The sequence below is a fragment of the Ottowia sp. SB7-C50 genome (assembly GCF_033110285.1).
Taxonomy (GTDB): Bacteria; Pseudomonadota; Gammaproteobacteria; order Burkholderiales; family Burkholderiaceae_C; genus Ottowia.
The window spans coordinates 1,716,699-1,729,009 of the sequence record NZ_CP136995.1 but is presented as its reverse complement, the minus strand read 5'-3'; the positions used below and the strand labels follow the sequence as shown (position 1 = coordinate 1,729,009).

Genomic DNA, 12,311 nt, shown 5'->3' with positions numbered 1-12,311 from the left:
GGAAAAAGTGTCATCCGCTCAGATCTCAAGATCATTTTCGTAACTAAGTAGTTTCTGGTTCAGATAGTATTGGGAGCGATTTCATAGCTGTAGACAATTGAACTTCCAAACAGTGGCGCATCAGAAAATAAGCGCGCGAGAAAACGCAAAAGATAACTGAGATTTAACAGGAGGGATTTATGAAAAAATCGACAGTGTTTGTCGTTGCGTCAATATTCACATTTTCTGTTGCCCAAGCATGGGAACAGACTGTCGTACAACCTATGACAGAGCGGGCGCAGAGTGAGGGCACCCGAACCTTTGACGATTCCGTCGCTGTGGCAGTTCCCCAGTACTTCGTACTACCTTTTCCGACCGAAGAGGTTACAACACTTGGACATGGCTACGATCTGCTAACTAATAGGCGAAAACTTGCTCGATGCGTCAATGACAATAATAAAGGAAAAATTCCGATTATGAAGCAGCACAGCTCGCTATATGAAATAACCGATGAGGAAGTGCTCACAAGAAAGTTGAATTACAGCCTTGAGGGGCGTGCATCATATGCCGGTTACTCGGGGGGAGGTTCCACATCGTCATCTATTGAGACAAAATCCGCCAGTACGAAAAAAGTCATTCTTGTCGGGTCCGACATTTTTTCTTACTCTGATTTCATCGAAGTACCTAAAATAGACGGAACAATCTATCAAGACAAAAAATACCCAGCCCTCCGGGTTGATTTGACACCCAAAGCACTGGAACTTTATAAGAAGGACCGTGTTGCATTCAGAGATGTCTGTGGTGATGGTTTTGTCCAACAAATAAATTATGGCGGAGAAATGTATGCAACATTCGAATTCACAGGATTGAGTTACGAACAAAATCAATCACTGATTGCCGCAATTAATGCTAGCGGGCCAGCAAATTTGTTTTCTGTTAATGGCACATCAAAAAGCGAAGAAACATACAAAAATCTATCCAACAAAACCAATATCAAATATTCCCGCTCCGGGGGAGGCGGCGCATTCAACCCAGTAAACAAAGAAGACTTACTAGATATATATAAAAATTTCCCTAAAGAGTTAAAAAATAACGAGCGGGCGTTCTCCATGGTTGTGGTGAGATATACGGATTTTGCTAGTGTCTCCGAGGAATTCACAATGAGTGATATATCAAAAATAGAAACACTTATAAGAATCGGCGGGCGCGCTAACTCAATTTTAAACGAGATTGATGACCTGATCGTGGCAAAAATGAATGCCTCTGGGTCCACCAGCGAAGATTATTTCATAGTCCCATCATTCGATACTCCTCTTCGCGATCTCAATGGACTACGCGACTTAAGAAAGAATATATTATCCGTACTGTCCGATGTAAGCAACGGCCTCGCGGCATGTATGCCGAAATCGGGAAACAAAAAAGTATGCCAAACGATTAAAATCCCTGCGTACAACGATTACGCTTACAGAGCCAAATTTCCACTTGCGTTCAATGTTATTAGCGAAATCGATAGGAAAGGCATAATTTCAAACGCCGCATCTAAAGAGGATACGCTGAAAACGGAAGCAGCATGCGCATATGGGCTTTTTCTAAAGTCTGAGCTTCGCAAGTTGGCTGCCGCAAGAAAAAAACTAGATGGATTTGCGCCGACAGAGGATGTATTACAGGAAGCGGAATTGGAGGTCGACAAGTCGTTAGTAAACGGGACCGCCTGCAGCGGGGCGATCGTCCAACAAATTCAAGCGAACTACAGGAGTCTAAAATGAGAGAATTTGAGATAAAAAAGGGCGACGTTCTACATTTAAAAGCACGGGCGGGGGACGCAGCATGGGCTCATTGGCTTGAATACAAATTGATCATAGATGGAAAAACAGTGGTAATGGCACCACTTAAGCCTGGAGAGGAATATAAATTCCCAAGAGCGATATTCCCTAAGACCGTTCAATGCACTGGATTCCACTCGGTCGGCTCAACATCGAGAATTCTAGCGAGTCAAGATAGCTTGACGCGTACAGGGGATGGTCGATACACGATCGGATACAAGGATTCTCATCCAGACGGCCATTTTGGTAATTTCTTTTTGGATGTGTCTATTGTGGACGTTGGGCCATATTCTATGTTGGACCCGGCTGTAGAGGCAAGCCTATTGAAGAAAGATGCGATAGAGCCGAGCGTATATGACGACTATGAATATGAAATACTTTGCACCAATGGAGTCATCGAAGCAACTTTGTTTATAACACTTATTGACAATTTGATTCCAACTAACTCTAAATGGCGAGCAGAAGACGAACACGTTTGGGGCTCACCAGTCAACGGGCTCGCAAGATTTCTTGGGTCGCCAGATTTGCTCTTATCTACTGGGCTTGGATCGGCGGTACACGTGTTAAATGATTTCAAGAACGTAGCTGAAAAGAGAACGGTTGGAGAAGGGTTTAAGACTGATGCAATCGAAACTGGAACATTTCCTATCGGAGATTTTAAGTGGGAATGCTTAAAAAAGAAGAAGATTTAGAAAGTTCTATTTTTTTCATTATCAATTCGAACATTTTCAAAGCGGATTACTTCTGCTCAAGTATAGTAAAACTCATATTGGAAAAATGGGGAAAATCGGACGATTACAATTGCGATAATTTTAATTCCCGTATAGCACCGCTACCACCTTAACTCGAAGCGCCGGAGATACCCTAGAATAGTCTTGTAGCGCGTTGAAGCGCTGTGCGTAAGCGCCTTGCACAGCGCCTCGCGGCCAATGCGCGTCTTGGCCGCCATCTCGGTCATGTCGCGTGCGCGCGCAATGGTCCTTTGCGCTTTGGCCAAGGCAGCCGGGTCGTTTTCTTCCATCACCACGGTCAGGTATTCGGCCACCCCCGCCTCGTCGGGCAGCCATTCGGCCATGTCGAAATCGGGCAGATCTGCAATGTTGGTCATGTTGGCAATTCCGCGCTTCAACTCGTCACCCTGTCCAACCGATCCAGCACCTCCAGAGCGTCGACCCGATCAGCCTGCGCGGCCAGCGCGCGGAAGCGCGTTTCGTCATCGAACGCGGCAGTGGCCTGGCTCATTTCCTCGATGAGTGTGCTCATGAACAGGCCACGGCTTTGCGCCACCTGCTTTAGGCGCGCGGCGGTTTGATCGGGCAAACGAATGGTCAGCCTGCTCATGGCCTATATCTACAAGCATTGCGCGGAGGTCAGCACGCGCGAATCGCGCACGTTGCGGCGTACCCACTGTGCAGTGAACAATGTTACTGAGATACTCTCAAATTCATAGCTTCTCCCGCACACTGGACGTTGCCCCATGTCCCAAATCACCCCCAAAATCCTCGCCTTCGACTTCTTCGGCATCGTGGTCGACTGGCACGGCTCCATCGCGGCGGAGGTGCGGCAGTTGTATCCGCAGGTGGATGGGGACGGGTTGGCGCTGGCGTGGCGCGAGGGGTATCAGCCGGCGATGCAGCGGGTGCGGTCGGGCGAGTTGGGATGGACGAAGATCGACGACTTGCACCGGCTGATTCTGGACAGCATCCTGCCGCGCTTTGGTCTGGGCGACCTGCCCGAGCACGAGCGGCGCGCGCTCAACCGCGTGTGGCACCGGCTCAACCCCTGGCCGGACGTGGTGGAGGGGCTATCGCTTTTGAAGCGGCGGCACATCATCACCACGCTGTCGAACGGCAACATTGGCTTGCTGACCAACATGGCCAAGCACGGCGGGCTGCCGTGGGATTGCGTGCTGTCGTCCGAGGTGTTTCGCGCCTACAAGCCCGACCCGCGCGTGTACCTGGGCGTGGCAGAGGTGTTCGACGTGGCGCCGCATGAGGTGATGCTGGTGGCCGCGCACCACGACGACCTGGCCGCCGCGCGGGCCTGCGGACTGCTGACGGCCTACATCGAGCGTCCGCTGGAGTTTGGCGCGGCGCGGCCCAAGGATGTGTCGCCGGTGGCTGAGAACACGCTGCACGCGCGGGATTTCATCGACCTGGCGCGGCAACTGGCGTCGCGCGGGGCGCCGGCGGATGAGGACGCCGGCGGGTGACGTTAGCGCCGTCGCTGCAGGGCTTGGGCGACTCTGCGCCAGACGCGTGACCGACGGCCGTAGGCACGCGGCGACCGCGCCATGGCGGCGCTGGCCAAGGGGCCGGCGGGACGTGGGTTCGATCAATGTCCCTCGGCAGGCCATCCTCGTCGCTTCTGTTTTGATAGCTAGCTGCGCTTGTCTGTCGTGCGCCAGAGGCCTTTTTTTACGCCTCAACCTACGTGCACAGCAGTCAGCACACGTCGTACCACGCCAACAACCCTGCGCCCAGCCGGTGATCGGCGTCAGGCTGGCGAAGGCGGCTCCATTACAATCGAGGCCACGATGAACGCTGCAGATCGCTTCGATCCCACCGCCCTGCTCCTGGCAGCAGGCGGGGTTGCGTGCATTGCCTCTTCCATTACCACGACCACCAAAAAGGGCTGACCCAGCTCTCGGTTCGTCGTGCGCGCCTCCCCGCTGCCAGACGAGCCGGGGACAGGTCAGACAGATTTACTTTGTTTGAAAGGCGCGAGAAATCATGAACAAGATCGGTAACCTGGTTGGCCTCGTCGGCTGGCGCGGCATGGTCGGCTCCGTGCTGATGGACCGCATGCAGGCCGAAAAAGACTTCGACCTGATCGAGCCGGTGTTCTTCTCGACCAGCAACGCGGGCGGCGCGGCGCCGGCGATGGCCAAGAACGAGAAGACGCTGAAGGACGCGCACGACATCGACGCTTTAAGCAAGTGCGACGTCATCATCACCTGCCAGGGCGGCGACTACACCAGCGAGGTGTTCCCCAAGCTGCGCGCCGCCGGCTGGAAGGGCCACTGGATCGACGCCGCCAGCACGCTGCGCATGAAGGACGACGCGGTCATCGTGCTGGACCCGGTGAACCTGCCAGTGATTCAGAGCGCCCTGCTCAAGGGCGGCAACAACTGGATCGGCGGCAACTGCACCGTGAGCTGCATGCTGATGGGCGTGGGCGCGCTGTACAAGGCGGGCCTGGTCGAATGGATGAGCACCCAGACCTACCAGGCCGCCAGCGGCGGCGGCGCGCAGCACATGCGCGAGCTGCTGACGCAATACGGCACGCTCAACGCCGAGGTACGCGCGCTGCTGGACGACCCGAAGAGCGCCATCCTTGAAATTGACCGCCTGGTGGCGGCCAAGCAGCGTGCGCTGTCGCCCGCTGAGATGGCCAACTTCGGCGTGCCGCTGGGCGGCTCGCTCATCCCCTGGATCGACAAGGACCTGGGCAATGGCGTCAGCCGCGAAGAATGGAAGGGCATGGCTGAGACCAACAAGATCCTGGGTCAGGGTGAAGGCTTCGGCACACGCGCCGTGCCGGTCGACGGTTTTTGCGTGCGCGTGGGCGCCATGCGCTGCCACAGCCAGGCGCTGACCTTCAAGCTGAAGAAGGATGTGCCGGTGGCCGACATCGAGGCCATGATCGCCGCTGACAACGAATGGGTGCAGGTGGTGCCCAACAACCGCGAAGACACGCTGAAATACCTGACGCCGGTCGCCGTTACCGGCACAATGACCATTCCCGTCGGTCGTATCCGCAAACTGGCCATGGGGCCGGACTACGTGGGCGCCTTCACCATCGGCGACCAGTTGCTGTGGGGCGCGGCCGAGCCGCTGCGCCGCATGCTGCGGATTCTGCTGGCCGCGTAAGGCCGCGGCGCGGGCGGCAAATGGCCGCCTCAGGCGGTGCGCTGGCTGCCGTGCGCGTTGCAAGGGGGCAACATCCCGGCCAACTTGCCGGGATGTGTTAATTTGTGACGTTGGTTAACTTGGGGCTCCGGTTGACCGCCGAATATGATGTTAATTCCCCTATTCAATTCCCTTCCGGCGAGGCTCGGCCTGCCCACCCAAACGCATGCAGAATAAGACCGCGCTGGCCCCGAACGGGTCGATCGATCAAGACAGCATGGCCCGGCAACCATGGAGGACAGGGGTCGTGGCCACCGCGGCAGCGCTGGCCTTGTGGGGCGCCGTCGCCTTTGACGCGCACGCCTTGGCGCTGGGCGCCATCAGCGTGCGCTCCGCTTTGGGCGAGCCGCTGCGCGCCGAGATCGAGGTGCCTGACATTTCCTCGCAGGAAGCCGCCACGTTCAGCGCGTCGGTCGCTTCGCCGCAGGCGTTCCGCGCCGCCGGGGTGGAATACACGCCCGCGCTGACCAACACCCGCATCAGCCTGCATCGCCGTGCCAATGGGCAGGCTTATCTGCGCGTAACGGGCGAGCGGCCGATCAACGAGCCCTTTCTGGGCATTGTGATCGAGACCACGTCCAGCAGCGGCAGGGTGGTGCGCGACTACACCATGCTGGTTGATCCTCCGGGCCGAGCGGCGCCGCCAGCGGTGGCGGTCAACCCATCTCAAATCGCCCCCCCAGTCCGTCACAACGCCCGCCCCTCCGGCGGTGGCGCCCACTCTACCGGCTGCACCGGCCATCGACCCTGCCGCTGTGGTGCAGGCCCCCAGGGACCAGACCTTGGCCCTCCCTCGTCGCGCCGCGCCGACGGCCGAAGGACTGCGCCATCGTGCGCGGGCCGTAGCGCCTGCGGGCGACGGCGCCCAGGTCACGGTGCAGCGCGGCGACACCGCCTCTGCCATTGCGTCGGCGCACGCCGCCGACGGCGTGTCGCTTGACCAGATGTTGGTCGCCATGCTGCGTGCCAACCCCAACGCCTTCATCCGCGGCAACGTCAACCGGATGAAAGCGGGAGTCGTGCTCAATATGCCTTCCGCCGAACAGGCGGCGGCAACCTCGCGCCAAGCTGCCCGGCGTGCGGTCGCGGCCCAAACGCGGGACTTCAACGCCTACCGCCGCGGCCTGGCTCTGCGTTCGGGCAGCACGCGCATGGCAGCTGCCACGCGCAGCGCCTCGGGTGGCGTGCAGCCCCAGGTGCAGGAAAGCCGCCCCGCAGCGCCGGCGCAAGATCGCCTGACGCTGTCCCGTGGCGGCGCCCCCAGCGCAACCGAATCCAAGATCGCGCAGTCCCGCCAGGCTCAGGAACAGGCCGCCCGCGTGGCCGAGCTGAACAAGAATCTCAGCGACCTGACTCAGCTTCAGTCGGCCTCGGGCAGCGCCCCGTCGACCCGTGCATCTGCACCAGGCATCACCGTGCCAATCACCTCGCCGGTGAAGCCGCCAGCCGCCCCGCCGGCCAGTCCAGCGGCATCGGCAGCCCCGCCCGCAAAAGTGCCTGCAGCAGCGCTCAATCCCGCGTCAGATACGGCCAGCCCTGCGACGCCTGCGGTGACACAGCCGGCATCTGCGGCCGAAACCGCTGCCAGGATGGAGTCGCCCGCATCGGGAGCCACCGTTGCCAGCGCAGTTGCGCCGGCAGCGTCCCGTCCGCGCTTCAATCCTGCGCCGGCACCCGTTGAAGCGCCATCGTTCCTCGATAGCCTGACAGAAAACCCCATGCTGCCGGTGGCAGGCGCCGGTTTGGTGGCCTTGTTGGCGGGATACGGTCTCCTGTACCGGTCGCGCCAACGCAAAAAAAAAGAAAACGCGCAGCTCAATAGCTCGTTCATTGAAAGCCATCGGCCAGCCGATTCGTTCTTCGGCGCCAGTGGCGGTCAACGGGTGAATACCGAGAACAGTGGCTCGTCGATCAGCGGCAGCTCATCGATGTCCTATTCGCCCAGCCAACTCGATGCCGGCGGCGACGTCGACCCGGTGGCGGAAGCCGACGTATATCTGGCCTATGGCCGCGACCTGCAGGCTGAAGAAATTCTTCGCGAAGCACTGCGCACGCACCCGGGCCGCGTGGCTATTCATCGAAAGCTGGTCGAAATCTACGCCAAGCGCCGCGACGTGCGTGGACTTGAAGCAATTGCGATCGATGCGTACAAAGTCACCCAGGGCCAAGGTTCCGAATGGCTGGCCATTGCGAGTTTGGGCAGCACCCTTGACCCAAGCAACCCGATGTATCGTCCTGGCGGCGCACCCGGCAACGGGCCTACTTCCACACCGATTCGTCACGACTTCGGCGCCGACACCGAGCCCCTGGGCGTGCGCACCCCGGCCTACAGCCCCGACACGCAGCCAACACACGTTTCGTCGTCCGAGTTGCCGATAAGAACGGTGCCTCCTGCAGGCCGCCCCGCCGCAGCCGCGGTGGCCGCTGGCGCCTCCTCCGTCCTGGCCACGCAACCCCCGACTGCGCCCGCCGCGCCTGTGCCCACGCCTTTGTCCAGTCATATCCAACCGCCCAACCTTGACTTGGACATCGCCTTCGCACCGCCCTCGGAACTGAGCAAACCTCCGGTGCCATCGGCCAGGATATCCGCTCCCGCACAGTCGCATGGGGACGCCGTCGATTCCACTCTGATTGACTTCGAGCTAGAAGCTCTTGCGGCCGATGCCGGCGCCCAATCGTCGTCCAATGGACGCACTCGGCAATCCGACGACGCCGACGAAGACCCGCTGGGCACCAAGCTGGCGCTGGCAAGGGAGTTCCACGCCATTGGCGACACCGAAGGCGCGCGCGCCTTGCTGAAGGAAGTGATTGCCGAATCGTCGGGCGTCATGCGCACCAAGGCAGAGCGCTTCCTGTCCGAGCTGGGGTGACCTGGCGTCGTCTATAGCTGTCCCGCTCGCGGCGCCCTTGGGGCGCCGCGCGCTTTTGGGGCCATCGATTTGCCGGACAATCGGCCCATTGTGAGAATCGCTCTCGGCATCAGCTACCTTGGCACGCACTATCAGGGTTGGCAAAGCCAGCCCTCGGGGCAGACGGTGCAGGACCAGGTGGAGTCGGCGCTGTCCCGGTTCGCCACGGTACCGCTCAACACCTTGTGTGCCGGCCGCACCGACGCCGGCGTTCACGGCCTGATGCAGGTGCTGCACTTCGACACCGATCTGGCGCGCGAAGCGTTTTCGTGGGTGCGCGGCACCAACCGCTTCCTTCCGCCCGACATTGCGGTGCAGTGGGCGCAGGCGGTGCCGGACGCCTTTCACGCGCGCGCCAGCGCACTGGCTAGGCGCTACGCCTACCTGCTGCTCGAATCGCCCGTGCGCCCCAGCGTCGACGCCGGCCGCGTCGGCTGGACATTTCGCCCGCTCGACGGCGACGCCATGCGCCAGGCGGCCCGTCACCTGATCGGCACGCACGACTTCACCTCGTTTCGCGCATCGGCGTGCCAGGCGCTGTCGCCAGTCAAACAGCTGACGCGGCTCGACATCACGCGCAAGGGCGCTTACTGGCGCTTCGACTTCGAGGCCAACGCCTTCCTGCACCACATGATCCGCAACATCATGGGCAGCCTGGTGCAGATCGGCCAGGGCCTGCTGCCGCCCGACGCCATGGCCGAAGTCCTGGCCGCGCGCGACCGCGACGCCGCCGCGCCCACTTTCGCGCCCGACGGCCTCTATTTCCTGGGGCCCCGCTACGACCCGGCCTGGGGCCTGCCCGAACGCACCAGCGCCTATGATTGGATCGAATGACACCCCGCCATGCTTGATTCACCGCTTCGCACCCGCATCAAGATCTGCGGCCTGACGCGCGAACAGGACGTGGACGCCGCCGTCGAAGCCGGCGCCGACGCGATCGGCTTCGTGCGCTACGCCCAGAGCCCGCGCCACGTCAGCGCCGCGCGCGCGGCCGAGCTGATGCGCCGCCTGCCGCCGTTCGTCAACGCGGTGCTGCTGTACGTCAACGCCGATGCTACAGAAATAGAAGCTGACTGCGCCCTATCGACGCCCGGTTGCCTGCAATTTCATGGGGACGAATCACCGGCCGAATGCGCACGCATCGCGCGCGCCTGCCACCTGCCCTGGCTGCGCGCCGCACGCATTCCGGCCGACCCGGCGGCAGGCTTCGACTTGCTAGAATTTGCCCACGATTTCAGCGCGGCCACCGGCATCCTGCTCGACGCACAGACGCAGGGCTACGGCGGCGGCGGAAAGACATTCGATTGGTCACGGCTTCCACCAAGCGTTCCCGCTCACCTCGTCTTGTCTGGTGGGCTCACACCTGCAAACGTGGGCGACGGCTTGCGCGCCCTGCGCTCGCGCGGCCGCTCGCTGGCGGTTGACGTGAGCAGCGGCGTCGAAGCCGTCGACCCCGACGGTGCGCCCCTCAAGGGCATCAAGGACGCCGCCCGCATGCGCGCCTTCGTGGCCGCCGTCCGCGCCGCCGACCTGGCGGCGTGACCTCCCCCCATTTCCCCCGCGGGGCCAGTGCCCCGCCCTTGCCTTGGATGTGACACCATGGATTACCAACAACCCGACGCTTCAGGCCATTTCGGCCGCTATGGCGGCAGCTTCATCAGCGAGACGCTGACCTACGCCATCAACGAGCTGAAAGACGCCTACGCGAAGTACCAGCACGACCCCGACTTCCTGGCCGAATTCAAGTACGAACTGGCGCACTACGTCGGCCGCCCCTCGCCCGTCTACCACGCCGCGCGCACCAGCCGCGAACTGGGCGGTGCGCAGATTTACCTGAAGCGCGAGGACTTGAACCACACCGGCGCGCACAAGATCAACAACGTCATCGGCCAGGCCATGCTGGCACGCCGCATGGGCAAGCCGCGCATCATTGCCGAAACCGGCGCCGGCCAGCATGGCGTGGCCACGGCCACGATTTGCGCGCGCTACGGGCTGGAATGCGTGGTCTACATGGGCAGCGAAGACGTCAAGCGCCAGTCGCCCAACGTCTACCGCATGAAGCTGCTCGGCGCCACCGTGGTGCCGGTCGAATCCGGCAGCAAGACGCTGAAGGACGCGCTGAACGAAGCCATGCGCGACTGGGTCGCCAACGTGGACAACACCTTCTACATCATCGGCACCGTGGCCGGCCCGCACCCTTACCCCATGATGGTGCGCGACTTCCAGAGCGTGATCGGGCAGGAATGCCTGACGCAGATGCCCGAGCTGCTGGCCGCGCAAGGCATCGCCGCGCAGCAGCCCGATGCCGTCATCGCCTGCGTGGGCGGCGGCAGCAACGCCATGGGCATCTTCTACCCCTACATCCCGCATGAGCAGACCCGCCTGATCGGCGTAGAGGCCGCCGGCGAGGGCCTGGACAGCGGCAAGCACTCGGCCAGCCTGCAGCGCGGCTCCAGCGGCGTGCTGCACGGCAACCGCACCTACATCCTGCAGGACGACAACGGCCAGATTACCGAGACGCATTCGATCAGCGCCGGCCTGGATTACCCCGGCGTCGGCCCCGAACACGCCTGGCTCAAGGACATCGGCCGCGCCGAATACGTGGGTGCCACCGACGCCGAGGCGCTGGCCGCCTTCCACCACCTGTGCCGCGCCGAGGGCATCATCCCCGCGCTCGAATCCAGCCACGCCTTTGCCTATGCCATGAAGCTGGCGCCGACCATGCGGCCCGACCAGTCCATCCTGGTCAACCTCTCTGGCAGGGGCGACAAGGACATCGGCACCGTCGCCGACCTGGACGGCGTGGAGTTCTACGACCGACCATCCATGCGCGGCCACGTCGTCAAGGGCGCGCCCAAGCCAGGAGCCAAGCCATGAACCGCATCGCCGCCACCTTCGCCCGGCTGCAAGAGCAAAAGCGCAAGGCGCTGATTCCCTACGTCACCGCCGGCTTTCCGTACGCCGACATCACGCCCGCGCTGATGCACGGCATGGTCACCGCGGGCGCCGACGTGATCGAGCTGGGCGTGCCGTTTTCCGACCCCAGCGCCGACGGCGCCGTCATCCAGAAGGCCGGCGACCGCGCGCTGGCACTGGGCATCGGCCTCGCGCAGGTGCTGGCCATGGTCAGGACCTTCCGCGAAAAGGACCAGAAAACCCCCGTGGTGCTGATGGGCTACGCCAATCCGGTCGAGCGCTACGACCAGCGCCACGGCGCCGACGCCTTCATCCGCGATGCCGCGGCCGCCGGGGTCGATGGGGTGCTGATTGTCGACTACCCGCCCGAGGAATGTGCCGAGTTTGCTTCCAAGTTGAGAGCGAACGGCATGGACCTGATCTTTCTGCTGGCCCCGACTTCGACCGAGCAGCGCATGCAGCAGGTGGCGCAGGTCGCCAGCGGCTACGTGTACTACGTCTCGCTCAAGGGCGTGACCGGCTCGGGTGCGCTCAACACGGCCGAAGTGGAAGCCGCCCTGCCCCGCATCCGCCAGCACGTGCACATTCCGGTCGGTGTCGGCTTCGGCATCCGCGACGCCGAGACCGCCCGCGCCATCGGCCAGGTGGCCGACGCCGTGGTCATCGGCAGCCGGCTGATCCAGCAGATCGAAACCCAGCCGCACGAGCGCGTGGCCGCCGCCGCCATCGACTTCCTGCGGCCGATCCGCGCCGCGCTGGACGCATGAAGTGCA

At 61.6% G+C, this 12,311-nt stretch carries 12 protein-coding genes; 9 read left to right on the top strand and 3 right to left on the bottom strand.

The window, feature by feature from the left end:
• The first annotated feature begins 179 nt into the window (after nucleotides 1–179).
• Both R0D99_RS08265 and R0D99_RS08260 read left to right on the top strand, forming a co-directional pair.
• Entirely contained in the window at nucleotides 180–1,745 is a 1,566-nt protein-coding gene (locus R0D99_RS08265; protein ID WP_317750920.1) for a hypothetical protein, read from the top strand.
• Nucleotides 1,742–2,494 carry a hypothetical protein gene (locus R0D99_RS08260; protein WP_317750919.1) on the top strand — a complete coding sequence of 251 codons (753 nt, stop codon included), beginning with the start codon at nucleotides 1,742–1,744 and terminating at the stop codon, nucleotides 2,492–2,494. Before R0D99_RS08265 ends, R0D99_RS08260 begins: the two co-directional genes overlap by 4 nt.
• Before the next feature lie 140 nt (nucleotides 2,495–2,634).
• On the opposite strand, the gene R0D99_RS08255 is transcribed toward R0D99_RS08260, so the two are convergent.
• Both R0D99_RS08255 and R0D99_RS08250 read right to left on the bottom strand, forming a co-directional pair.
• Entirely contained in the window at nucleotides 2,635–2,910 is a 276-nt protein-coding gene (locus tag R0D99_RS08255; protein WP_317750918.1) for an addiction module antidote protein, read from the bottom strand.
• A gap of 17 nt (nucleotides 2,911–2,927) precedes the next feature.
• Entirely contained in the window at nucleotides 2,928–3,143 is a 216-nt protein-coding gene (locus R0D99_RS08250; protein ID WP_317750917.1) for a toxin-antitoxin system HicB family antitoxin, read from the bottom strand.
• Between the two features lie 136 nt (nucleotides 3,144–3,279).
• On the opposite strand from R0D99_RS08250, the gene R0D99_RS08245 reads away from it, so the two are divergent.
• Nucleotides 3,280–4,014, top strand: a complete 735-nt coding sequence (locus R0D99_RS08245) for a haloacid dehalogenase type II (protein WP_317750916.1) — start codon at nucleotides 3,280–3,282, stop codon at nucleotides 4,012–4,014.
• Between the two features lie 529 nt (nucleotides 4,015–4,543).
• Nucleotides 4,544–5,674, top strand: coding sequence for an aspartate-semialdehyde dehydrogenase (asd, locus tag R0D99_RS08240; protein WP_317751044.1), 1,131 nt, complete (start codon nucleotides 4,544–4,546; stop codon nucleotides 5,672–5,674).
• A gap of 246 nt (nucleotides 5,675–5,920) precedes the next feature.
• Here the strand turns inward: asd and R0D99_RS08235 are convergent, their stop codons facing one another.
• A complete protein-coding gene (locus R0D99_RS08235) occupies nucleotides 5,921–6,193 on the bottom strand; it encodes a hypothetical protein (protein ID WP_317750915.1) in 273 nt (90 codons plus the stop codon).
• Nucleotides 6,194–6,495: 302 nt separating this feature from the next.
• Between R0D99_RS08235 and R0D99_RS08230 the strand changes: the two genes are divergently transcribed.
• From R0D99_RS08230 to trpA, 5 genes are all read left to right on the top strand, one after another.
• Nucleotides 6,496–8,583 carry a FimV/HubP family polar landmark protein gene (locus R0D99_RS08230; protein WP_317750914.1) on the top strand — a complete coding sequence of 696 codons (2,088 nt, stop codon included), beginning with the start codon at nucleotides 6,496–6,498 and terminating at the stop codon, nucleotides 8,581–8,583.
• A gap of 90 nt (nucleotides 8,584–8,673) precedes the next feature.
• Nucleotides 8,674–9,456, top strand: coding sequence for a tRNA pseudouridine(38-40) synthase TruA (gene truA / locus R0D99_RS08225; RefSeq protein WP_317750913.1), 783 nt, complete (start codon nucleotides 8,674–8,676; stop codon nucleotides 9,454–9,456).
• A 9-nt stretch (nucleotides 9,457–9,465) separates the two neighbouring features.
• Nucleotides 9,466–10,164, top strand: coding sequence for a phosphoribosylanthranilate isomerase (locus R0D99_RS08220; RefSeq protein ID WP_317750912.1), 699 nt, complete (start codon nucleotides 9,466–9,468; stop codon nucleotides 10,162–10,164).
• A gap of 57 nt (nucleotides 10,165–10,221) precedes the next feature.
• On the top strand, nucleotides 10,222–11,499 hold the full coding sequence (trpB, locus tag R0D99_RS08215) for a tryptophan synthase subunit beta (RefSeq protein WP_317750911.1): 1,278 nt from the start codon (nucleotides 10,222–10,224) through the stop codon (nucleotides 11,497–11,499).
• Nucleotides 11,496–12,305, top strand: a complete 810-nt coding sequence (gene trpA, locus R0D99_RS08210) for a tryptophan synthase subunit alpha (protein WP_317750910.1) — start codon at nucleotides 11,496–11,498, stop codon at nucleotides 12,303–12,305. Before trpB ends, trpA begins: the two co-directional genes overlap by 4 nt.
• Nucleotides 12,306–12,311: the final 6 nt, after the last annotated feature.

What these genes read in the sequence shown, in the direction of transcription:
- R0D99_RS08265 (WP_317750920.1), top strand. Translation starts at nt 180, where the DNA reads ATGAAAAAATCGACAGTGTTTGTCGTTGCGTCAATATTCACATTTTCT.
- R0D99_RS08260 (WP_317750919.1), top strand. Translation starts at nt 1,742, where the DNA reads ATGAGAGAATTTGAGATAAAAAAGGGCGACGTTCTACATTTAAAAGCA.
- R0D99_RS08255 (WP_317750918.1), bottom strand. Translation starts at nt 2,910, where the DNA reads ATGACCAACATTGCAGATCTGCCCGATTTCGACATGGCCGAATGGCTG.
- R0D99_RS08250 (WP_317750917.1), bottom strand. Translation starts at nt 3,143, where the DNA reads ATGAGCAGGCTGACCATTCGTTTGCCCGATCAAACCGCCGCGCGCCTA.
- R0D99_RS08245 (WP_317750916.1), top strand. Translation starts at nt 3,280, where the DNA reads ATGTCCCAAATCACCCCCAAAATCCTCGCCTTCGACTTCTTCGGCATC.
- R0D99_RS08235 (WP_317750915.1), bottom strand. Translation starts at nt 6,193, where the DNA reads ATGCGGGTGTTGGTCAGCGCGGGCGTGTATTCCACCCCGGCGGCGCGG.
- R0D99_RS08220 (WP_317750912.1), top strand. Translation starts at nt 9,466, where the DNA reads ATGCTTGATTCACCGCTTCGCACCCGCATCAAGATCTGCGGCCTGACG.
- trpB (WP_317750911.1), top strand. Translation starts at nt 10,222, where the DNA reads ATGGATTACCAACAACCCGACGCTTCAGGCCATTTCGGCCGCTATGGC.
- trpA (WP_317750910.1), top strand. Translation starts at nt 11,496, where the DNA reads ATGAACCGCATCGCCGCCACCTTCGCCCGGCTGCAAGAGCAAAAGCGC.